Source organism: Roseomonas genomospecies 6 (genome assembly GCF_008365375.1).
In the GTDB taxonomy this organism is placed as follows: Bacteria; Pseudomonadota; Alphaproteobacteria; order Azospirillales; family Azospirillaceae; genus Azospirillum.
The window spans coordinates 209,920-230,927 of sequence record NZ_QOKW01000006.1; the positions used below are offsets into that span (position 1 = coordinate 209,920).

Sequence of the window (21,008 nt, forward strand, 5' to 3'; positions counted from 1 at the left end):
GGCAACGCCTACAGCGTGCGGAGAAGCACCACGACCAGCGTCAGGTAGACGGCGGCCTTCGCCGCGGTGCTGAGGCGGGCGACGCTCCACAACGCGACGCCGGGGCGGCGGAACAGCGCGACCAGCGCCATTCCCGCCGCGAAGCCCCCCAGATGAGCGGCCCAAGCCACGTCCGCCAACCCGGACTCCGGTCCCGGCGGCATCAGCGTCATCGCGACGTTGACCGCCAGAAAGCTGCCCACCACGAAGGAGGCCGGAACGCGCGGCCCCGGTGACACGCCCAGCGTCGCCTGCGGGTGCAGCAGCAGATAGGCCCCCATCACCCCGCAGATCGCGCCGCTCGCCCCGACCAGCGGCGCCATGGGATCGATGGCGAGCGCGCCCTCGACCACCGCCCCCACCGCCGCGCACAGCAGGAAGAACAGCAGGTAGCGCAGGCTGCCCATCGACAGTTCGACCGCACCGCCGAATGCCCAGAGCGCCAGCATGTTGCTGACAAGATGAACGATGTCGCTGTGGATCAGCACATGGCCGAACAGCCCGCGCCACACCGCCCAGGTCGGCAGCGGCCCGGCCGTCTCCACCGTTCCGAAGAAATAGGCGGGGACGAAGGCGAAGGGCTCTGGCGGCAGGCCCAGCACGAAGGCGAGCGTGCAGACCATGACGATGCCCTGGTTGACGTAGGGTATCCCTCTGGCGGGTATCCCTCTGGCCGCGCGCACCATGCCCCCTCACCGCCTGCCGGGGCGCCGTGCCCGGCCTTCATCCTCTTTCGATATGGGGGCTTTCCCTCCGATGACCAGCGCCCGAAAGCGGCGCCGGATGCGCCCGCGGCGCAGCGGTCCTACACCCCCCGGCCCGGTTGGTCGCGCAGCCGGACGGCTGGCACAGTTTTCCCCACGGAACGGCACACCGCAACGACGCAGGGGAGAAACGCTGATGCCCGAACAAACGGATACCGAACGGCCCGAATTCGCTTCACTGGAGGTCGCGCGGCAGGGCCGCGTCCTGTTGCTGACGATGAACGACCCGGCAACCCGCAACGCGCTCGGCAACGGCATGATGGCCCGCGGGCGGGAAGCGCTGGAGGAGGCCGCTCACGACACCGGCATCGGCGCCGTCGTGCTGACCGGCGCCGGGGGCGCCTTCAGTTCGGGCGGACACCTGACGCAACTCTACGACCATGCCGGCAAGTCCCGGTCGGAAAACCGCGAATCCATCGAGCGCTTCCACGGCTGGGTGCGCATCATGCGGGAATGCCCGAAGCCCATCGTCGCCGCGGTCGAAGGCCCGGCGGCGGGGGCCGGCTTCTCCCTGGCACTGGCCTGCGACCTGATCGTCGCGGCGGCGGACGCGCGGTTCCTGACCGCCTATGTCCGGGTCGGGCTGAACGCGGACGGCGGCGCCTCAATCTCCCTCGCCCGCGCCCTGCCCCCGCAGCTCTGCGCCGAACTGATGCTCGACGGCGGGCCGGTGGACCCGCAACGCCTGCAGCAGTTCGGCGTCGTCAATCGCATCGCCGAACCTGGTCGCGCACTGGACGACGCATTGCGCTGGGCGGCGACGCTGGCGGAAGGTCCGGCGGCGGCGATGGGACGCGCCAAGCGACTGATGGAACTGGCCTACGGCAACTTCGCCACCCAACTCGCCCGCGAAAGCGACCTGTTCGTGGAAGCCCTTCACCACCCGGAGGCCAGGGAAGGCATCACCGCTTTCTTCGAGAAGCGCCCGCCGGTCTTCCCGCGATGACGGCTCGGTTGAACAGGAGCGATTCCAATCAACTTTCCGGTTGACGCCGGAGCCGCATTCCTATGGATGTCACGCGCCGGTGGAGATTCTTCCATCCGGCAACCCGAGAGGAGGTGACGCGCTTGCGAGGTTTCCTGAAGTGGTTCAGACGCTTCTGGTTCCGGTTGAAGATCGAGTTCGAAGCCGGCTTCAACTGCAACCCGGATAGCTGAGAACCCAAAGGGGCGGGGCTGGGAAACCGGCCTCGCCACTCAGGAACCGGAAGGCGCGTCACCTCCTTGCCGGCCACGATAGCACACCGCCGCTCCCCGTCAAAGCGGGGCGGTGGAGCCGGTCAGTAATTCCACTCCCACTTGACGCCGACGCGGGTTTCGGAATCGGCGCCGACATCCGCCTGGGCCTTGATGTTCTTGGTGATGTCCACCTCGACCGTGGCTCGGCTCTGGTTCGCGCCGATGCCCTGCTCCACCCCGACATAGACCCGGTCGCTGACGTAGCGCCCGGCTTCCACCGCCCCGCCACGGCCATCCGCCCCGCTGGTGAATTCCAGCCGGTCGATCCCGAGACCGCGGCGCAAGTTGCCGATCAGGCCGGGGCCGCCGCCGCCGAAGCCGGCCAGGGTCGCCGCCGACTGGGCGAGCTGAACCGCTTCCACCGCCGACAGGTTGGCGACCGACTTTCCGAACAGAACGGCGGACAGGACCTCGTCCTGCGGCAGCCCTTGGGGAGAGGTCAGTTCCAGCTTCGGCTGGCTGGCCGTGCCGGTCACCAGAACCTGCGCGGTGACGTCGTTGGCCGTGGCTTCGGCCAGGAAATCCAGCCGCGGGTCGATGGTCGGACCGCCGTCGAACTCGACGATGCCGCGCTTGAAGGTGAAGGTCCTGGCGAGAAGGTCCAGTTCGCCCTTCAGCATGGACACCCGCCCGTTGACAAGAGGCTGGCTGGAGGTGCCGGTGACGGCGAGCTGCGCCGCGAACTCCGCCTCCAGCCCGCGCCCCCGGACGAAGATCTGGTTCTGCGCGCTCACCGTCAGGTCCAGGATCATCGCGAAAGCCGGTTCCGGTGCGGCGGGCTGCCCATTCGCGCCTTGACCGTCCTTCAGGCTGACCGGCTGCGCCTTGCGCCCCTTCCCGACCTCGACGACCTTCAAATCCACCACGTTCGGCGGGGTCTGGTTGGGGATCTGGATCTCCGCCCGTTCGATCCGCACGGGACCGGCCAGCCGCGGATTCAGGAAGCTGCCGGTCAGGGTCAGGTTGGTGCCGATGGTGACCGCCGCCAGATCGTTCTGCACCAGCCGCGCCCGGTCGGCCTGGATGGCGAGGTCGAGCTGCTGCTGCGGGTCCGCCGCGGCGGGGCGGATCACGCCGCGCGCGCTGATCTCGCCGCCGTTCGCGGTCCGCCCACGGAAGGTCTGGATGGTGAAGACGTCGCCGTCGCCGACGATGCGGGCGTCGATGTTGCTGATGATGGCGCCGCTCGCCCGGTTCTCGTAGCGTCCGTTGGCCAGAGTCACCGTGCCGCCCAGCCGGGGGGCGGCCACGGTTCCGTCGACGCTCACGTCCAGCCGCAGCGTGCCCCGCGCCCGGTCCCCGCTGGCCGCCAGCAGGTCGTTGGCGAGCGAGGCGTCGATGGCCCCCCGCAACGCCGCCTCCAGCCGCCCGCGCTCCGGCACGGAGAAGGCCAGCGTGTCGGGGTCCATCGCCAGCGGCGCGGCGGCGTTCAGCGTCAGCCGGCCCGTGTTGTTGCCGGTGGCCGCATCGCCGTCCACCGTCAGCCGGGCCTCCCGCCAGCGGGCGTTCACGGTGGCGTTCAGCCCCGGTATGCCGGCCTGGGTGGTCTGCTGCGCCTTCAGGTTGGCGACGCGGACGGTGGCATCCGCCTGCGGGCGCCGGACGGTGCCGCCGAGCGTCGCCTGCGCGTTCAGCGTGCCGTCGAGCCGAAGGGTCGGGTCGGCCAGCCGGGCCAGCGCCATCGGCACCCGGTCGAGCCGCAGTTCCCCCGACAGCCGCTCCCCGTTCAAACCGAGGTCGGCGGCGAGTTGGGCGTTGCCGCTGACCAGCCGCAGGCCGGACACCTCGTAACGCCGGTCCCCCAGCGCGATGGCCGCGGGCTGGGTCAGCCGGAAGGACTCGCCGCCGTAGCGCCCCTGGAGCCGGTCCAGCCGGATGCGGTTCAGCGTGCCGTTCCGCGTGAACTCCCCGGCCAGTTCCAGCCCCAGCGGGTCGCGCCCCGCCCCCGCGGCCTCCGCCCGGAAGGCGGCCTTGGCGAGCGAGCCGTCCACGTTGGCCGTCACGCGCGACAGGTCGTTGCCGGCGGCGGCCCCGTCCTGAAGTTCCAGCCGCGCCTTGCCGCTGGCGTTGCCCAGCGCATCGGTCACGTCCGCGTTGGCGGTCAGGCGGCGCGCGGCGAAGACCGGGCCGCCCTCGCCGTCCACGCGCAGGTTGCTGGCGTTGGCGGTCAGGCTGGCCGCCTGCTTGCCGTTCGGCGCGTCGAGCGCGACGGTGAAGCCCGCCGCCCCGTTCAGCGGCACACCCGCCAGCTCCGACAGGGCCTGGAGTTGCGGCAGGTTTCCATCCAGCTTGCCGGTCGCGGTCATCGCGTCCAGCGCCACGCGCACCGCCCCGGTGATCCGGTTGGGGCCGTTCGCCAGCGCGAGGTCGCTGATCCGCAGCGCCTGCCCCTCCAGCGCATAGGCGGCATCCGCCGTCAGACCGGCGCCGGCCAGTTCCGTGCGGGCCGAGAACCGGCCTTGCGGGGCGCCCGGCAGGTTCTGCGCCGTGGCGTTGAGCCGCGTCTCGCCGAAGCGGCGACCCTGCACGGCGAGGTTCCGGGCCTGCAACGCCGCCTCCGCCACCAGCGCGTCGAGCGGCCCCTTCGCCGTCGCGTCGAGCGTCAGGGCGCCGGCCATCTCCGTCCCGGCGGCGGTGCCCACGGGGGCGAGGTCTGCGATCTCCAGCCGGGTCCTGGCGTCCACGGCCCCGTCCACCAGGGCCGCCGCGCCGGTCAGCCGCCCGTTGCGCCCGTCCACCGTCAGGTCGGTGACCCGCATGGCACCGCCCGGCTCCATCACCGCCTGCGCGGCGAGGGTAACATCGCGGCCCAGCACGCCGTCGGCGGGGGTTCCGGTCTCCAGACCGCGCAGCGCGCCGCTGAGGCCCGCGGTCAGGGTGCCGTCCTCCTGCCGCCGCACCGGTCCGGCCAAGGCCAGCGACCCGGCCAGAGACTGACCGGCGAGACCGGACAGGCGCGACAGGTCGTCGGCGTTCAGTGAAACCGCCACATCGGCGGTCCGGCCCCAGCCACTCACGCCGCCCTGCGCCCCGGCGCTGGCCGCCGCGGTGGTCAGCGTCACTCCTTCGATGCCCACGTCGCCTGTGTCGGCGTTGAGCAGCGCGCGCCCGTCCAGCCGCACCTCGGGTCCGACGATGGGAACCAGGGCGGCAGCCAGGGCCGGATCGTCGGCGGCGAGGTCGCGGATCAGCCCCTCCACTGCCACCGTCAGCGCGTCCAGCGTGCCCCGGGCGGTGCCGGACACGATGCCCTCCCTCCAGGAGATGCCTGGGGCGAGGCCGCGCAGCGTGGAGTCCGGCCCCGCCTGCACCTCGTAGCGCAGGTCCAGGCTTCGGCGGTCGGCCCCGACGCGCCCGGACAGGCTGGCGGTCGCGGCGGCGGTCTCGACGGCCACCGGCTGCAAGGTCAGGGCGCCGTCCGGTGCCACGACCACGGTCCCCTTCAGCGCCGGCTGCGGCCCGGCCAGCGGCGCGACGTCGGGAGCGAGCAGCGCCGCGACGTCGCCGGTCGCCGCGATGGTGACGGCATGGCCTTCCGGCACCGCTTGCACGGTGGCGTCGGCGGACAGGCGCGCGGCGTTCTCCGCCGCGGCGGTGAAGGTGCCCTTCCAGTCGTCCAGCGATCCCTGCCCGTCCAGCGAAGCGCTGACCGGCGGCAAGCCGGGAATGTTCAGCGTCGTGGCGATCAGCCCGCCCGCCGGCTCCGACGCCTTCAGGTTCAGATCGAGCCGCTTGTCGTCGGGGTTGAAGACGACGTCGAGCGCCACCGTTCCCGGCTGCTCGCCCAGACGATCCACGTTCAGATGCGCTTCGAGCGAGGAGCCGCCGGAGGCGAGGTCCAGCGACCCGTCGATCTTCAGCCGTGCCTCCTGCCCGAGAAGCGGTTCCGCCAAGCGCAACTCACCGATGGCCAGCTTGTCCACGGCGACCCCGACCGGCAGGCTGGGCAGCAGGGAGGCCGGCCCCTGGTCGGGCGGCGGCGAATGCGGCTCCGCCGCGGGCAGAGGCGCGCGCTCCACGATGACCCGCTGCGCCTCGATCGCGTCGGCCTTGGCCCGACCGGTCAGCAGCGCGGTCGGGGCGAGGTTGACGCGCAATTCCTCAAGCCGAAGCCAGACGCCCTCGCGGTCGGCGACCGTGACGTCCGAGATCGTGAAGTTGACGGGGACCGCACCGCCGATGGTGCCGATCCTCACCTGAAGATCGGGGCCGCTGACCGCCTTCTCGATGGTCTGGGCGATCCAGCGCCGGACCGCGTTGGCCGGTCCCCAGCCGCCCCCCTCGGTGTCCGCCGCGCGGGCGGCCTCCGTCAGGACCGCCCCGGTCAGGGTGGCGATAGCCAGTAGAACGACGATCAGACGACGCAGAGCCGACACCATGCACCCCGTTGCGGCACTCCCCGAATGGTATAACGGGAAGGAGCAAGGGCGATCCCGGTTCAAGCGGCAAAAATGCGACCTGGAACGGAGTCACCGGTTGAGAGGACGGATCAGAAGGCCTGACCCAGACTCAGATAGAGCTGCCACTTCGCGTCTCCAGAGTCCGCGTTCAGCGGGAAGGCGACGTCCGCCCGCAGCGGCCCGAAATCGGTGTAGTAGCGCGCCCCGATTCCCGCCCCGACCTTCAGCGGCTCCTTGAAGTCCGGAAAGGCGCTGTCGAAGACGGTGCCGGCATCGACGAAAGGCACGATGCCGATGGTCTCCGTCACCTTGATGCGCAGTTCCAGCCCCGCTTCGAACAGCGACCGCCCGCCGGTCGGATCGCCGTAGATGTCGCGCGGCCCCGCCTTCTGGAAGCCATAGCCGCGAACCGACCCGCCGCCGCCCGCGTAGAAGCGGTGGTCCGGCGGGATCTGGTCCAGCGACGCCCCCACGGTACTGCCGACGCCGATGCGCGCCGCCGCGACGTAGCGTCCGTCGTCCGCCAGATCACGATAAGCGGACGCGTTGATCTGGAAGCTCGTGAAGATCGAATCGGTGTCCCCGGTGTAGGGAAACCAGGGGGTGGCGAGCAGAGAGGCCCGATAGCCCCTGGACGGGTTCAGCAGATTGTCCGACCCGTCCCAGGCGATGCCCAGCGGGACGCCGATGAAGCCGGTCTGATACTCCCGCAGGTTGGAGCGGACCCGCCCGCGCTCCCCCGACACGCCGTAGGAGATCTTGAGCTGGTCGGTCACCTGCCGCTCCAGCGAGGCGGACAGCAGGGTGGCGACCCGGTCGTAGGCCGGCGGCTGTTCCGACGCGACCTGGAAATCCAGGATCAGCGACTGGCGCGGCGCCAGGAAGTCCGGCTTGCGGAAATTGGCGGACAGGCGGATGTCCGGCAGGTCCAGACTGCCGCGCGGTCCCTGCGCGGCGCCGTTGTCGCCGCCGATTCGCCCGATCTCCGCCCCCAGCCGCAACCGCTCCGCTCCGCCGAACAGGTTCCGGTGCCCCCAATAGGCCGACCCGCCCACCCCGTCCTCCGACGAGTAGAAGGCGCTGGCCCCGATGAAGCGGTGCAGCCGCTCGGCCAGCGTGACGTCCACCGGCGTGACGCCGCCCGGCCCCGGTTCCTGGGCCAGCCGCACCCGCACGGTGTCGAACACTTCGAGCTGGGCGATCTGCTGCCGCGCCCGGTCGATCTTGGCCGGGCTGTAGATGTCCCCCTGCTTCCAGGGCAGCCGCCCCCGGATCAGCCCCTCGTCCACGCTCGCCAGCCCGTCGATCCGGGTGTCGCCAAAAAACACCAGCGGGCCGGGATCGACCGTGTAGGTCACGTCCATGCCGCGGTCGTCATGGTCCACCACGACGCGCCGCTCGGCGACGGTGGCGAAGGGATGGCCGCGCTCGGTCATCCGGCGCAGCAGGGCGGACTGGGCGTCCACCACCTGCGGCGCCCGCGCCCGCTCCCCCACCGGCAGGCCGATGTCGCCGGGGGTCACATCCCCGCCCGGCAGGGGAGCGCCGTCGGTGGAGGCGATGGTGACGGTCCGGAAGCGGTAGGGGGGACCGGGCGTCACCGCCACCGTCACCCTGGCCGGCGTCTGGCTGGCGTCCACCCGGATGTCCAGCACCGCGTCGTAGTAACCGGCGGAGCGCAGAGCGGTCTGCAAACGGTCCCGGTCGTTGCCGGCCCGGCGTTCGAGTCCCAGCACCGACGGCGGCGGGTCGTCCTTCAGGCTGACCAGGGACGAACTGTCGCGCAGCAGGTCGCGCAGGCCGTCATCCTCCAGACCGGTGAACTCCACCTCGTAAGGGATCTGCGGGCCGGGAGCGTCAGGGGTCGGATCGTCCGGCGCGGCGTCTTCCACGGCGCCGTCCGGAACGGCATCCTGCGCGCGCGGCGGATCGCCCGGCGTGGCGGCGAGCACGCTGGAGAGGAGAATGACGGCGAGGCGGGAAGCGGAAGCGCGGCGGGTCATCACCGGACCATGTGGGATTCGTTGTTCCAGACGCCAATGATTCGGTCGCCGTGACGCAAGGAAATTCCGCATAGGCGCTTTGGGCGAGTTTCCACCACCTCACCGCTTGCGTTATGGAGCCGGATCATTATATTGCGTCGCAACAGTTTCCCCGGCAGAGCCCCCGATCCATCTCGGTGGGCCTTTTGTTGTGCGTGGCCTTGAGCCGCGGTGTCGGGGCGGCATTGCGCAACGGAAGCCCCAAAGCGGATTTAAGAGCCCCCGACACATGAATCTTCGTAACGTCGCCATCATCGCGCACGTTGACCACGGCAAGACGACCCTGGTCGATCAACTTCTCAAGCAAGCCGGTTCCTTTCGCGAGAACCAGCAGGTCGCCGAACGCGCCATGGACTCCAACGATCTGGAGCGCGAGCGCGGCATCACCATCCTCGCCAAGTGCACGTCGGTTCTGTGGAACGACCTGCGCATCAACATCGTGGACACCCCCGGCCACGCCGATTTCGGCGGCGAGGTCGAGCGCATCCTCACCATGGTGGACGGCGTCGTCCTGCTCTGCGACGCGGCGGAAGGCCCGCTGCCGCAGACCAAATTCGTGCTGGGCAAGGCGCTGAAGCTGGGCCTGCGCCCGATCGTGGTCATCAACAAGGTGGACCGTCCCGACGGCCGTCCGCACGAGGTGCACGACGAGGTGTTCGACCTGTTCGCTTCGCTCGACGCCTCGAACGAGCAGCTCGACTTCCCGACCCTGTTCGCCTCGGGCCGCAACGGCTGGGCGACCACGGACCTGGAGAACGGCGCCCGCGAGACGCTGACCCCGCTGTTCGAGCTGATCCGCGACCACGTTCCGGCCCCGAAGGTGGAGGAGAATCTGCCCTTCACCATGCTGGCGACCACGCTGGAGGCGAACCCGTATCTGGGCCGCATCCTGACCGGCCGCATCCAGACCGGCAGCGTCAAGGTCAACATGCCCATCAAGGCTCTGAGCCGTGACGGCAAGCTGATCGAAAACGCCCGCGTCAGCAAGGTTCTGGCCTTCCGCGGCCTGGAGCGCGTTCCGGTGGACGAGGCGCACGCCGGCGACATCGTCGCTCTGGCCGGCCTGACCACCACCACCGTGGCCGACACCATCTGCGCGCCGGAAGTGGCCGAGCCGCTGGCCGCCCAGCCGATCGACCCGCCCACCCTGGCGATGACCTTCTCGGTCAACGACAGCCCGCTGGCCGGCCGCGAGGGCGACAAGGTCACCAGCCGCATGATCCGCGACCGCCTGATGCGCGAAGCCGAAGGCAACGTGGCCCTGCGCGTCAGCGACACCGAGGGCGGCGACGCTTTCGAGGTGGCGGGCCGCGGAGAACTCCAGCTCGGCATCCTGATCGAGACGATGCGCCGCGAGGGCTACGAGCTGGCCATCAGCCGCCCGCGCGTGCTGTTCAAGACCGACCCGCTGAACGGCCAGCGCCTGGAGCCGATCGAGGAAGTCGTCGTCGACGTGGACGAGGAGTTCTCCGGCACCGTCGTGCAGAAGATGGCGGAGCGCAAGGCCGACCTCATCGAGATGCGTCCGTCGGGCGGCAACAAGACCCGCATCGTCTTCCACGCCCCCTCGCGCGGCTTGATCGGCTACCAGGGCGAGTTCCTGACCGACACGCGCGGCACCGGCATCATGAACCGGCTGTTCCACGGCTACGCCCCCTACAAGGGCACCATCGCCGGCCGGCGCACCGGCGTGCTGATCTCCAACGCCGACGGCACCGCGGTGGCCTACGCGCTGTGGAACCTGGAGGATCGCGGCCCGATGCTGATCGATCCGGGCGTGCCGGTCTATCAGGGCATGATCATCGGCGAGCACACCCGCGGCAATGACCTCGAGGTCAACGTCATCAAGGGCAAGCAGCTCACCAACATCCGCACCACCAGCAAGGACGAGGCGGTCCGCCTGACCCCGCCGATCCAGATGACGCTGGAGCGCGCCCTGTCCTACATCGGTGACGACGAGCTGGTGGAGGTGACTCCGAAGTCCATCCGCCTGCGCAAGCGCTACCTCGACCCGAACGAGCGCAAGCGCCACGCCCGCGCAGCCGAAGCGAGCTGAGGCTTCGGCACGGAGCGTTCATGGACATGCGGGAGGGCTTCGGCTCTCCCGTTTTCTTTTCAGGACCGGCATTCGCGGTTACCCTTTGGGAAAAGCATGCGGAGGGGTCATGTCGGGACGCGAACACCAGTACGGCACGACGGTCATCTGGACGGGGAACCAGGGCACCGGAACCTCGGGCTACAAGACCTACAGCCGCGACCACGAGATCGCCGTGGCCGGCAAGCCGCCGATTCCCGGCTCCTCCGACCCGGCCTTCCGCGGCGATTCCGCCCGCTACAACCCCGAAGACATGCTCGTGGCTTCGCTCTCGGCCTGCCACATGCTGTGGTATCTGCATCTGTGCGCCACGAACGGCGTCACCGTGACCGCCTACAGCGACTCCGCATCCGGCACCATGGCGGAGGACTCCAGCGGCGGCGGACGCTTCACTGAAGTCGTCCTGCGCCCCCGGGTCACGCTGGCTCCCGGCAGCGACACTGCGAAGGCCGAGGCCCTGCACCATGAGGCGCACGAGAAGTGCTTCATCGCCAATTCGGTGAACTTCCCGGTGCGCGTCGAGTCGCGGATCGTCTTCTGAGTGTCCCGGCGGCGCCAGCCTATCGGCGGGTGGGGGCCCAACGCAAGGCCCCTCCCCCAAAGCAAGGCTCCTTACTCCCGCAAGCCCTTCTTCTTGATGTCGGGCTTCTCACCCAATTCGTCGAATTTCTCCTGAACGGGCTTGTCGGGATCGCCCGACGCCCGGCCGGTTTCCTCGACGAGCTTGTCCTCGATCCGCTGGGCGGCGTCGGACGGGGCATCGTCCTTGCGATGCCCCCGCTCCTCCGGTTCCATCACTTGTTGCCCCGAAGGACGTCCTTCACCTTGCCGACGACCTTGTCCAGCTTGCCTTCGGCCTTGTCGGCGCGGCCTTCGTTCTTCATGTCCTGATCGCCGGTCAGGTCGCCGGCCTGCTTCTTGACTTCGCCCTTCAGTTCCTTGCCGGCGCCGGTGATGCGGTCGGAGTTCATGGTTTCTCTCCCTCATTGAGTGACTGATTCAGCCACCCTAAACAGGGACAGACCACAAACGTCGCGCCCGCGCTTGACTGAAAAGGGAGCGGTGCGCGTCCCGACCGGTTCCGCCGGACCTCACTTCCGACTCAACGCCTCTCCAATCCTTCGGGTCAGGCTGTCCCGCTCCTCCGGGCCGTAGCGTTCCGCGAAGCCCGAGCCCCAGACCGGTCCCGGCCAGGCCGGGTCCGTCCGGGAACGGGCGACGACATGGATGTGCAATTGCGGAACCAGATTGCCCAACGCCCCGACGTTGATCTTGTCCGGAGCGAAGAGACCCTCCAGCACGCGCGACGCCAGGGCGGTTTCATCGATCAGGCGGTGCCGGTCCTCGGGGGAAAGCTGGTGGATCTCCGTCAGACCGGGTTGGGCGGGAACCAGGATCAGCCAGGGCCACACCCGGTTGTCCATCAACAGGACCCGGCACAGCGGAAGGTGGGCGACGGGGACCGTATCGGCCTCCAAACGGTCGTGCAGGTGGAACATCGTCATGGCCTCCCGTGTCTTCCCTTCGGCTGGTGCGGTTTTCTTTCGGCGTACCGGGAAGAAAGCGCCCATCCGATGCGTTCGTCCAGTGGGGATTGCCACCCGTGCAGGGCTGCGGCCATGCGCATGGTTGCGGGACTGGGAAAAATGTATAAACTGCGCGACGATCTTTATTCGGTCCGGCGATGCTCCGGTCGGGGGCGCTGGTTCTTACGGCGAACGCGGATCGCACGACGGAATAGAGACTGATCCAGAATCCAAGGTGGTTGGTACGGGTGTTCGGTCCGAAGGCGGTGTCGGGGCGGCGGGTTCCCCTGCGTGCCGATCCGGGCCGGAGCGTTCACGGAATTGAAGGATGCCCGGCCGGGGCGGACAGAGCCAGGACGGCCGGCAGACAGTTGGGACAAAGAAAGACGGTCATGCGCAAGTCGGCGATCGCGGCTCTCGTTCTTGTGATCCTGGGCAACATCGGAGTCTGGGCGCTGTGGAACCGCCCGGTCGCCGAGCGCTCCTGGGGCGGCGCCATCAGCGGCGTCGGCTATACGCCCTTCCACCCGGACAAGAGCCCGTCCAAGGGCGACAAGGCCTCGGCGGAAGACATCGAGAAGGACATGAAGGCCCTGGAGGGGTCGGTCAAGGGCGTGCGCATCTACTCCACCACCGACGGGTCGGAGCAGACGGCGCCCATCGCCCGCAAATACGGGATTCCGATCACAGCGGGCGCCTGGATCGCCGGAAAGCCCGAGATCGACGAGCCGGAGATCAACGGCCTGATCAAGCTGGCGCGCGACAACAGCAACGTCCGCCGCGTCCTGGTCGGCAACGAGGCCATCCTGCGCGCCGACATCACCGTCCCGCAGGCCATCGAGTACATCAAGCGCGTGAAGAAGAAGGTCAACGTGCCGGTCTCCACCGCGGAGCCGTGGCACGTCTGGCTGGAGCATCCGGAACTGGCCGACGCGGTGGACTTCCTGGCCGTCCACCTGCTGCCCTACTGGGAAGGCGTGCCCGCCGACCAGTCGGTCGATTACGCCATGTTCCGCTACAACGAGCTGAAGACCAAGTTCCCGAACAAGCACATCCTGATCTCGGAAATCGGCTGGCCGGCGGACGGCCCGTGGCGCCGCGGCGCCGAGGCGAGCCAGGTCAACCAGGCCAAGTTCATCCGCACCTTCCTGAACGTCGCGGCGCAGAACAAGCTCGACTACTTCATCATGGAAGCCTTCGACCAGCCCTGGAAGCGGGAGATCGAGGGCACCGCCGGCACGAGCTGGGGTCTGTGGGATGCCTGGCGCAAGCCGAAGTTCCCGATGATCGGCGAGGTGACGGAGCTGCGGAACTGGCCGCTGCTGTGCGGCATCTCCATCGCCGTGGGCTTCCTGCCGCTCGTCTTCTTCCTGTGGCGCCGCGGCGGCGACCTGAAGTTCGGCGGGCAGATCTTCTACGGCGCGATGATCCAGGCCGTGGCGTCGGTGCTGGTCTTCACCTTCACCGCGGCCAGCGTCGCCGGCCTCGCCACCACCACCGAAATCGCCTGGGGCATTCTGGTGTTCTGCCAGCTCGTCCTGCTCGCCGTCATGCTGATCGACGGGCTGGAGCTGACGGAGGTCGTGTGGCAGGACCGCTTCAAGCGCAAGTTCCAGCCCTGTTCGGCCGCGCCGCTGCCCAACGCGCCGAAGGTCTCCATCCATGTGCCCTGCTACAACGAGCCGCCGCACATGGTCATGGAGACGCTGGACGCGCTGGCCCGGCTGGACTACCCGAACTACGAGGTCCTGCTTCTCGACAACAACACCAAGGACCCGGCGGTCTGGCGCCCGGTCGAGGAGTATTGCCGCAAGCTGGGGCCGAAGTTCCGCTTCTTCCACCTGGACAACTGGCCGGGCTTCAAGGCCGGCGCCCTGAATTTCGGCCTCGCCCAGACGGCGCCGGACGCCCAGCACATCGCCGTCATCGACAGCGACTATCAGGTCCATCCCGACTGGCTGAAGGCGACCATCCCGCACTTCGACCGGCCCGAGGTCGGCTTCGTCCAGTCCCCGCAGGACTACCGGGACTGGAGCCACGACCTGTTCCAGCGGATGATCAACTGGGAATATGCCGGCTTCTTCCACATCGGCATGATCCAGCGCAACGAGCGCAACGCGATCATCCAGCACGGCACGATGACCATCATCCGCAAGTCCGCCCTGGAAGAGGTCGGGCGCTGGGGCGAGTGGTGCATCACCGAGGACGCGGACCTCGGCCTGCGCCTGTTCGAGCACAAGTACGAGGCCGTCTACATGCCGGAAAGCTACGGCAAGGGCCTCGTCCCCGACAGCTTCTCCGCCTACAAGACGCAGCGTTTCCGCTGGGCCTACGGCGCCGTGCAGATCCTCAAGCACCACTGGCGCGACCTGCTGCCGGGCGGCCCGCGCCTGACCGCCGGGCAGAAGTACCACTTCATCACCGGTTGGCTGCCCTGGTTCGCCGACGCCGCCCACATGATCTTCGGCATCGCCGGCATCATCTGGTCGCTGGGGCTGCTGGCCTTCCCGAAATACTTCGAGTTCCCGCCCAGTGTCTTCATGATCCCGACGCTCAGCGTCTTCGCCTTCAAGGTCGGCGCCTCGCTCTGGCTGTACGAGGCGCGGGTGAAGTGCGGCTTCTGGGACAAGGTGGGTGCGGCCATCGCCGGCATGGCCCTGACCCACACGGTAGGCCGCGCCATGTGGCTGGGCATGTTCACCTCCGGGCGGCCCTTCGTCCGCACGCCGAAGTGCGAGAACCAGCCGGCGCTGATGCAGGCCTTCCTGATGGCGCGGGAGGAGATCGCCCTGCTGCTCGGCCTGTGGGGGGCCGCTCTGGCCATCGTGCTGGTGTTCGGCCACGAGAACCGGGACGCCTTCATGTGGTCGGGCCTTCTGGTGGTGCAGTCGCTGCCCTACCTGTCGGCCTTCATCACGGCGTTGATCAACGCCTTCCCGAACATCGGGCTGGGCAAGCAGCGCCCGGAGCCCACGGAAGCCGCCGGGGCCGGGGCGGATTGATTGCCTGTCCGTACCGAAGGATGAACACAAGAAGCCCCGCCGCGATGGCGGGGCTTTTTTCGTTTCATACCGTCGGCACCCGTTTGGCTCGGTCAGTCCTGAGAGTTGCGCTCCGCCCTGTGCCCGGCACCCATATTCTCGGTCGGCGGATGGACGGCGTTCACCTGGATCATCAACCGCTCGACGATCTGCATCGCCAGCCGGTGCAGGTTCGGGTCCTGTCCCTTGCCGTCGCGATTCTGGTGGGCGGCGGCGGCATCCTCCAGCGCGGCCTGCGCTTCCTCGATCCGCAACACACCACGCTCCACCAAGGCAAGCATAAGGGATTCACAAATCGAGAGGGCAGCCAGACCCGCTGCATCCCGCTCCGCCGCCATACCGCCCCCCGCACTCTCCGGTTCCCATCGCGGCCCAACGCCCGCCGCGGACCGTTCAGAACCACCTACGGCCAATGCGACCAACAGTTTTGTATATGATCCCTCACCTGCCCGGTCGAGAAAATCCTACCCCCATTAACCTATGTTATAGATGGTTTTATCGTTTGGCTTAATCGTTCGAGGCCGCCCGGAATCGGGCTGGCCGAGGCACGCGCTTCGAGGCGATAACTACCGGACGATCAAAGGCTGGAACAGAAATGAACCGCGCCCAGGCCAACATGCCGTCATCTCCATTGGGGCGCAAGATCAACAGTTACATGAGCCTCACAAGCGAGGAGAGGACGTTCCTTGCCGATTTGGAGCGTAATGTTACCCGCCACGGCTCGCGGTCCGATCTTCTCCAGCAGGGCGAGCGCTACGGTTGCGTCCGTGTGATGCGCAAGGGCTGGGCGATCCGTCACAAGGCGCTTCCCGACGGTCGGCGGCAGGTGGTCAACTTCGTTCTGCCCGGCGACATCATCGGCTTCTACTGCAACCTGTTCGAGACGGCGGACCATGGCGTCACCACGCTGACCCCCGCGGAGGTCGCGAATTTCCAGCCCGAGCGCATCATCGAGCTGTTCAAGCTCTTCCCCCGTCTGGCCGCGGCCCTCGCCTGGTCCGGCGCCAAGGAGGAGGCGATCATCGCCGAGCGCCTGCTCAGCGTCGGGCGGCGCACCGCGCTGGAGCGCACGGCCCACCTGATCGTCGAGTTGCTGCGGCGTCTCAGCATCGTCGGGCTGGTCGAGGAGGGGCGCTTCACGCTGCCCGTCACCCAGGAGATCCTGGCCGATGCGCTGGGGCTCAGCATCGTGCACATCAACCGGACGCTCCGCCGGCTGCGCGACATCGGCCTGATCGATCTGGCGGGCCAGCAGATCACCGTGCACGACGTGAAGCAGCTCGCCTCCGTCGGCCAGTTCGACGAGTTGTATCTGCACCTGATCCAGGCGCCCAAGCAGTTGGAGCACGCTCTGGATGCCAAGCCCGACCGCAAGCGCGCGGGCGACTGATCCGGCACTGGGAATCCGGAACGGCGAGGTCTTCCCGATATCCCCATCCGATTAACCTATGACAGTGCGGTGACCGCAGGTTCGAGATAGAATTCAAATTGCCTACACAGATAATCGAGTGGGTGGAGTTTCGAACGGACGGCGGCCCCCCTCGGGAAACGGCTGCTTTCCAGACCTTGGCAGGCCGATGGGACATGTGCGGTCGGCATCGCCGCTCCGCTGCTCATCGGCACATTTCTGCGGCCCCCGCTGTACTTTGGATATGCCAGACGCATGACCGATGCCCCCCTCGCCGGCCGAACCGCAAACTCCGGCACACTGACCGTCGCCCTCCTGGAGGACGACATGGTGCTGTGCCTGTGCATGGAAACCCTGTTCGAGGATTGGGGCATGCTGCTGGTCAGCGGATCGACCCCGGCGGCCCTTCTGGACGCACTGAACAGCGGGACGCTGCGCCCCGACATCCTGGTCGCCGACTATCACCTCGGCCGGCATGGCAAGGCGCCGGACTTGGTGCGGAAGGTGCTGGAGGAACTTGGCGCCTCCGTTCCGGTCATCATCACCACCGGGGACGAGTCCGTCCCAACCCAGACCGACATCCGCGCCGCGGGCTGGCATTCCCTGCCCAAGCCCTACGACCCCGACTCGCTCCGCGCGATGATCCTGACCGTTCTGGGTCGGACCGCCTGATTCGCCCCCTCGGGCGTTGCACCCTCACGCGCCGGTCCGTACATCCTCCACCAGCGCTTCCAGCCGTTGCAGATCGTGGACGACCAGCGCGTCGGGCCGCCGCTCCACCAACCCATCGCGGGCGAGATCGTTCAGGACGCGGGCGACCGTCTCGCGGGCGGTGCTGACCCGGCTGGCGATGTCGGCGTGGACGGGGATCGGCGCGATCACCGCCGCGCCGCCCTCCATCCGCCCCCGCTTGGCGAGCCGCAGCAATTCGGCGTGGACCCGGTTGTTGGCGCCCAGAGTGGACAGCTCCATCACGCGGTCGGTGGCGATCCGCACGACCCGGCAAAGCCGTTTCATCACCGTCATGGCGAGCGCCGGGTGCCCCGACACCAAGTCCTGGAAAGGCTGAGGCGCCAGGAAGGCGATCAGCGTTCCGTCCTCCAGCGCAACCGCGGAGGCCGAGCGGGGCAACCCGTCGATGGCCGCCATTTCGCCCAGGAAGCCCCCCGCCTCGATGTCGTCGAAACTGATTTCGCGGCCCGCCGGGGAATGGCTCAGCACCCGCACGCGCCCTTCCACCACCAGCACGACGTCCCGCGAATCCCCCTGATGGCCGATGATCTGCTCATTCGCGTGGAAGCGGCGCCAGCGGCACCGGCGCGCCACGGCGGCGCGCTCCTCCGCGGTCAGCGGACTCAGCAGCGTGATCCCATCCAGCCGGGACGCTCCGAAGTCGGCGGGCACGGCGTCTCCTTCCCTCCTGTCGGTGGCCTGCGCCCCCAAGGCCGGCAGCATAGCGGGACCTGCGCAAAGGTGGAACCACCTCCCTCCGACGGGTATCGCTAACGTCCCGTTAACCCTGAAAGCGGCAGAACGGACGGAACGCGCACACCGGAATTGAGAGAGCCATGTCGTTCCAACTGCCCTCCGGCCCCGTTCCCCGCAGCCTGATCCCCTACGCCGGCCGCGTGGACACCCAGCGCCTGCTGTCGGTCGTCGCCATTCCCTTCGCGGCGGCCATCGCCATGGCGACCGCCGTGGCGGCGATGGGCGGCGTGACCGACCCCATCGCGGAAGCCGGCGGGCCGATGTACTTCGTCCTGAACTTCGTCAAGTTCTGCTATCTGGCGGTGTCCATGGCCCATTTGTCCGGCGCCCTGGCGGAGCGCGCCAACGGTGGCCTGCCCGCCGGCCTGTGGCTGGACGAGATGGACCGTTCGGAGCCGGAGACCCGCGAGTCCTTCTGGCACGCCTTCCCCAATCATCTGGACGGTGCCGCCATCGCCGGCTGCGTCACGATGCTGTGCTTCCTGCTGACCTGAGCGCCCGCCGTCCGGACAGCGCGCCGTCCTCAACGCGGATGCGGTGCAGGGTCAGCGGCACGTTCAGCAGCGTGGCCAGCACCGCGATCCACCATTCCCCGAAGACCAACGGCAATACGGCCAACTCGCCCGCCACCACGAGGTAATTGGGGTGTCGGACCCAGCGGAACGGCCCCCGCCGCACCAGCGGGGCGCCGGGCAGCGTGACGATTCGGGTGGTCCAGAACCGCCCCAGCGTGGCGATGACCCAGACCCGCCCGGCCTGCAACAGAACGAACAGCGCCAGCAGCCAGCCGTTGACCGGCGCGTCCGCCGGCACGACCGCGAAGAGCAGGGCCAGCCAGCCGGCGTGCAGCCCGACGAACAGCGGGTAATGGGCGGCTCCGACCTCCTGCGCACCCTCCGCCAGCAGGCGGCTCGTGTTGCGCCGGGCCAGAAGCAGTTCGCCCAGACGCTGGCCCACGACCAGCAGCAGGATGAGGTGGGGCCAGCCCAGCGGCAGCGCCTCCATTCCGCAGGCTCCTCTTCTTAAAGGTCGATCTGGGCCATCGCGGCGGTGAAGCCGGGGCCGAGCGCGCTCATCAGATGCGGGCCGCGGACCCCCGAGGCGATCCGCCGCTCCAGCACGAACATCACGCTGGCCGCCGACATGTTGCCGCAGCGGCGCAGCACCGCCCAGGCGTCGTCCAACCCCGCGGAGACCGGCGCGCAGACCTCCTCCAGCGCGTGCAGGACCTTGGCGCCGCCGGGGTGGCAGATCAGCCCGGCCAGATCGCCGCGCGCCATCCGACGCCGTTCCAGGAACGCGTTCAGCACCGGTTCCAGGCGGCTGCGGATCAGCGCCGGGATGCTCTGGCTGAAGATCACGCCGAGGCCGTCGTCCTCCACACGCCAGCCCATCACGTCCTGCGTCCCCGGCCAGGTGTGCTCCGCCCCGTCCACGAGGCGCGGCCCCTCCCCCTCTTCGTCGGCGCGCAGAACCGCCGCGGCGGCGCCGTCCGCGAACAGGGCGCTGGCGACGACGTTGGTCGGTGTCGCCTCCGCCGAGCGGAAGGCCAGCGTGCAGAGTTCCACCACCAGGAACAGCACCGTCCGCCCCGCCATGGCCTGGGCGATCTGCCCGGCGCGGGTCAGCCCCAGCACGCCGCCGGCGCAGCCCAGCCCGAACAGCGGCAACCGCACCGTGTCGGGCCGGAAGCCCATGCGCTCCAGCAGCAGCGCCTCCAGGCTGGGTGTGGCGATGCCGGTGGTGGAGGCGCAGACGATGGCGTCCACATCCCGCGGCGCCAGACCGGCGCGGGCCAGCGCCTGGGACGCCGCCTCCTCCAGCAGGGTCAGTGCGCCTTCGCGGAAGGCGGCGGTGCGCTCCGGCCAGCCGCGGGGTTCCATGTACCAGCCGATGGGCATCACGGCGTGGCGCGTCTCGATGCCGGTGTTGGCGAAGACCGGCACCAGCCGGTCGAAGTCGCGCATCCGCGGCGCGAAGACGGCCCGCGCGACGGACAGGACCTCGTCCTGGTCCAGGCGATGGGGCGGTAGGGCCGTGGCGAGCGAGAGGATGCGGGGGGTCTGGGTCATCCTCAGCGAAGTGATGCGCCCATGGGCGGTGGACCAGTCCTCCGGAGGGAGTTCCTTCGGTTGCGCCGGACCGGCGCTTTCCCGCCATCCGAAACAGGATGTGGATTGAGCCGGGGCGGTTTCCTGTATCACTATGTCTGGCGTCGGACATTCGGGGGTGGCACGGTGGATCGGAACGAACAAGGCGGCCAGAGCGCGGTGGACGAGACCGCGTCCCACCGGCCCGCCGGCATCGGCCTGATGGGACGGTTGCGCGCCTATTTCCTGGCGGGCGTGCTGGTGACCGCTCCGATCGCGGTGACGGTCTATCTGGGATGGTGGCTGCTGGCCTTCATCGACGGGCATGTGCGCCCGCTGATCCCCTCCGCCTACAACCCGGAGAACTACCTGCCCTTCTCCATCCCGGGCATCGGGGTGCTGACGCTGATCATCGTGCTGACCCTGATCGGGGCCTTCGCCGCCGGCTATGTCGGGCGGCTGGTGGTGCGCATCGGCGAAGGCGTGGTGGAGCGCATGCCGGTCGTCCGCTCCGTCTACGGGGCGGTGAAGCAGATCGTGGAGACGGTGCTCGCCAAGAAGTCCAAGGCCTTCCGCGAGGTGGTGCTTGTCGAGTTCCCCCGCCACGGCATGTGGTCGCTGGGCTTCATCACCGGCGCCGCCCACCCGGAGGTGCAGAAGATATCCGAAGACGAGATGGTGCACGTCTTCATCCCCTGCGCCCCGCCGACCGCCGGCTATCTGGCGATCCTGCCCCGGCGGGAGGTGACCGTTCTGGACATGACGGTTGAGGACGGGCTGAAGCTGGTGATGTCCGGCGGAATCGTCACCTCGCCCGACCGCAAGCCCCGCGAGGTGAAGAGCGCGGTGGTGGAGGAGCGGAAGCGGGCCTGAAGG

Annotated in this window: 18 protein-coding genes; 8 read left to right on the top strand and 10 right to left on the bottom strand. The window is 68.8% G+C overall.

Annotated elements, in window-relative coordinates; genetic code table 11:
- Nucleotides 1-8: 8 nt before the first annotated feature.
- Nucleotides 9-725: a rhomboid family intramembrane serine protease gene (locus DS843_RS10740; protein WP_149468873.1), complete on the bottom strand. Its 717-nt coding sequence runs from the start codon at nucleotides 723-725 to the stop codon at nucleotides 9-11.
- A 214-nt stretch (nucleotides 726-939) separates the two neighbouring features.
- On the opposite strand from DS843_RS10740, the gene DS843_RS10745 reads away from it, so the two are divergent.
- Nucleotides 940-1,749, top strand: coding sequence for an oxepin-CoA hydrolase, alternative type (locus DS843_RS10745; RefSeq protein WP_149468874.1), 810 nt, complete (start codon nucleotides 940-942; stop codon nucleotides 1,747-1,749).
- A gap of 334 nt (nucleotides 1,750-2,083) precedes the next feature.
- Here DS843_RS10745 and DS843_RS10750 read toward each other — a convergent pair whose 3' ends face one another.
- Together DS843_RS10750 and DS843_RS10755 are read right to left on the bottom strand one after the other, a co-directional pair.
- Nucleotides 2,084-6,421 carry a translocation/assembly module TamB domain-containing protein gene (locus DS843_RS10750; protein ID WP_286192042.1) on the bottom strand — a complete coding sequence of 1,446 codons (4,338 nt, stop codon included), beginning with the start codon at nucleotides 6,419-6,421 and terminating at the stop codon, nucleotides 2,084-2,086.
- A 110-nt stretch (nucleotides 6,422-6,531) separates the two neighbouring features.
- Nucleotides 6,532-8,445 carry an autotransporter assembly complex protein TamA gene (locus DS843_RS10755; protein WP_286192043.1) on the bottom strand — a complete coding sequence of 638 codons (1,914 nt, stop codon included), beginning with the start codon at nucleotides 8,443-8,445 and terminating at the stop codon, nucleotides 6,532-6,534.
- A 268-nt stretch (nucleotides 8,446-8,713) separates the two neighbouring features.
- On the opposite strand from DS843_RS10755, the gene typA reads away from it, so the two are divergent.
- Both typA and DS843_RS10765 read left to right on the top strand, forming a co-directional pair.
- Complete coding sequence (gene typA, locus DS843_RS10760; RefSeq protein ID WP_149468875.1) at nucleotides 8,714-10,540, top strand: translational GTPase TypA; 1,827 nt, start codon at nucleotides 8,714-8,716, stop codon at nucleotides 10,538-10,540.
- A 109-nt stretch (nucleotides 10,541-10,649) separates the two neighbouring features.
- Nucleotides 10,650-11,120, top strand: a complete 471-nt coding sequence (locus tag DS843_RS10765; protein ID WP_149468876.1) for an OsmC family protein — start codon at nucleotides 10,650-10,652, stop codon at nucleotides 11,118-11,120.
- 71 nt (nucleotides 11,121-11,191) lie between these two features.
- Here DS843_RS10765 and DS843_RS10770 read toward each other — a convergent pair whose 3' ends face one another.
- The 3 genes from DS843_RS10770 to DS843_RS10780 all read right to left on the bottom strand — a co-directional run bounded on the left by DS843_RS10770 (nucleotide 11,192) and on the right by DS843_RS10780 (nucleotide 12,084).
- On the bottom strand, nucleotides 11,192-11,377 hold the full coding sequence (locus tag DS843_RS10770) for a hypothetical protein (protein WP_475849084.1): 186 nt from the start codon (nucleotides 11,375-11,377) through the stop codon (nucleotides 11,192-11,194).
- Nucleotides 11,374-11,550, bottom strand: a complete 177-nt coding sequence (locus tag DS843_RS10775) for a CsbD family protein (protein ID WP_149468877.1) — start codon at nucleotides 11,548-11,550, stop codon at nucleotides 11,374-11,376. Before DS843_RS10775 ends, DS843_RS10770 begins: the two co-directional genes overlap by 4 nt.
- 120 nt (nucleotides 11,551-11,670) lie before the next feature.
- Nucleotides 11,671-12,084 carry an HIT domain-containing protein gene (locus tag DS843_RS10780; RefSeq protein WP_149468878.1) on the bottom strand — a complete coding sequence of 138 codons (414 nt, stop codon included), beginning with the start codon at nucleotides 12,082-12,084 and terminating at the stop codon, nucleotides 11,671-11,673.
- Nucleotides 12,085-12,497: 413 nt separating this feature from the next.
- Here DS843_RS10780 and DS843_RS10785 point away from each other — a divergent pair, with 413 nt between their 5' ends.
- Nucleotides 12,498-15,107: a glycosyltransferase family 2 protein gene (locus DS843_RS10785; protein ID WP_149468879.1), complete on the top strand. Its 2,610-nt coding sequence runs from the start codon at nucleotides 12,498-12,500 to the stop codon at nucleotides 15,105-15,107.
- 92 nt (nucleotides 15,108-15,199) lie between these two features.
- Here DS843_RS10785 and DS843_RS10790 read toward each other — a convergent pair whose 3' ends face one another.
- Complete coding sequence (locus tag DS843_RS10790) at nucleotides 15,200-15,427, bottom strand: hypothetical protein (protein ID WP_149468880.1); 228 nt, start codon at nucleotides 15,425-15,427, stop codon at nucleotides 15,200-15,202.
- Between the two features lie 374 nt (nucleotides 15,428-15,801).
- Between DS843_RS10790 and DS843_RS10795 the strand changes: the two genes are divergently transcribed.
- Together DS843_RS10795 and DS843_RS10800 are read left to right on the top strand one after the other, a co-directional pair.
- Nucleotides 15,802-16,536, top strand: coding sequence for a Crp/Fnr family transcriptional regulator (locus DS843_RS10795; protein WP_286192044.1), 735 nt, complete (start codon nucleotides 15,802-15,804; stop codon nucleotides 16,534-16,536).
- 273 nt (nucleotides 16,537-16,809) lie between these two features.
- Nucleotides 16,810-17,226: a response regulator gene (locus DS843_RS10800; RefSeq protein ID WP_149468882.1), complete on the top strand. Its 417-nt coding sequence runs from the start codon at nucleotides 16,810-16,812 to the stop codon at nucleotides 17,224-17,226.
- Between the two features lie 24 nt (nucleotides 17,227-17,250).
- Here the strand turns inward: DS843_RS10800 and DS843_RS10805 are convergent, their stop codons facing one another.
- The gene (locus tag DS843_RS10805; RefSeq protein ID WP_149468883.1) at nucleotides 17,251-17,958 is read right to left on the bottom strand and encodes a Crp/Fnr family transcriptional regulator; all 708 of its coding nucleotides are present in this window, start codon (nucleotides 17,956-17,958) and stop codon (nucleotides 17,251-17,253) included.
- Nucleotides 17,959-18,122: 164 nt separating this feature from the next.
- Between DS843_RS10805 and DS843_RS10810 the strand changes: the two genes are divergently transcribed.
- Nucleotides 18,123-18,536 (top strand): hypothetical protein, encoded by a 414-nt coding sequence (locus DS843_RS10810; protein WP_149468884.1) that lies wholly within the window; start codon nucleotides 18,123-18,125, stop codon nucleotides 18,534-18,536.
- On the opposite strand, the gene DS843_RS10815 is transcribed toward DS843_RS10810, so the two are convergent.
- A complete protein-coding gene (locus DS843_RS10815) occupies nucleotides 18,508-19,047 on the bottom strand; it encodes an isoprenylcysteine carboxyl methyltransferase family protein (RefSeq protein ID WP_149468885.1) in 540 nt (179 codons plus the stop codon). The two genes, DS843_RS10810 and DS843_RS10815, sit on opposite strands and share 29 nt — an antisense overlap.
- Nucleotides 19,048-19,064: 17 nt before the next feature.
- Nucleotides 19,065-20,114, bottom strand: a complete 1,050-nt coding sequence (locus DS843_RS10820; protein ID WP_149468886.1) for a type III polyketide synthase — start codon at nucleotides 20,112-20,114, stop codon at nucleotides 19,065-19,067.
- 165 nt (nucleotides 20,115-20,279) lie between these two features.
- Here DS843_RS10820 and DS843_RS10825 point away from each other — a divergent pair, with 165 nt between their 5' ends.
- Nucleotides 20,280-21,005, top strand: a complete 726-nt coding sequence (locus DS843_RS10825; RefSeq protein ID WP_149468887.1) for a DUF502 domain-containing protein — start codon at nucleotides 20,280-20,282, stop codon at nucleotides 21,003-21,005.
- Nucleotides 21,006-21,008: the final 3 nt, after the last annotated feature.

Coding starts and splice junctions, on each gene's coding strand:
- DS843_RS10810 (WP_149468884.1), top strand. CDS start 18,123: ATGTCGTTCCAACTGCCCTCCGGCCCCGTTCCCCGCAGCCTGATCCCC.
- DS843_RS10815 (WP_149468885.1), bottom strand. CDS start 19,047: ATGGAGGCGCTGCCGCTGGGCTGGCCCCACCTCATCCTGCTGCTGGTC.
- DS843_RS10755 (WP_286192043.1), bottom strand. CDS start 8,445: ATGACCCGCCGCGCTTCCGCTTCCCGCCTCGCCGTCATTCTCCTCTCC.
- DS843_RS10780 (WP_149468878.1), bottom strand. CDS start 12,084: ATGACGATGTTCCACCTGCACGACCGTTTGGAGGCCGATACGGTCCCC.
- DS843_RS10745 (WP_149468874.1), top strand. CDS start 940: ATGCCCGAACAAACGGATACCGAACGGCCCGAATTCGCTTCACTGGAG.
- DS843_RS10740 (WP_149468873.1), bottom strand. CDS start 725: ATGGTGCGCGCGGCCAGAGGGATACCCGCCAGAGGGATACCCTACGTC.
- DS843_RS10785 (WP_149468879.1), top strand. CDS start 12,498: ATGCGCAAGTCGGCGATCGCGGCTCTCGTTCTTGTGATCCTGGGCAAC.
- DS843_RS10820 (WP_149468886.1), bottom strand. CDS start 20,114: ATGACCCAGACCCCCCGCATCCTCTCGCTCGCCACGGCCCTACCGCCC.
- typA (WP_149468875.1), top strand. CDS start 8,714: ATGAATCTTCGTAACGTCGCCATCATCGCGCACGTTGACCACGGCAAG.
- DS843_RS10795 (WP_286192044.1), top strand. CDS start 15,802: ATGAGCCTCACAAGCGAGGAGAGGACGTTCCTTGCCGATTTGGAGCGT.
- DS843_RS10750 (WP_286192042.1), bottom strand. CDS start 6,421: ATGGTGTCGGCTCTGCGTCGTCTGATCGTCGTTCTACTGGCTATCGCC.
- DS843_RS10775 (WP_149468877.1), bottom strand. CDS start 11,550: ATGAACTCCGACCGCATCACCGGCGCCGGCAAGGAACTGAAGGGCGAA.
- DS843_RS10800 (WP_149468882.1), top strand. CDS start 16,810: ATGACCGATGCCCCCCTCGCCGGCCGAACCGCAAACTCCGGCACACTG.
- DS843_RS10765 (WP_149468876.1), top strand. CDS start 10,650: ATGTCGGGACGCGAACACCAGTACGGCACGACGGTCATCTGGACGGGG.
- DS843_RS10790 (WP_149468880.1), bottom strand. CDS start 15,427: ATGCTTGCCTTGGTGGAGCGTGGTGTGTTGCGGATCGAGGAAGCGCAG.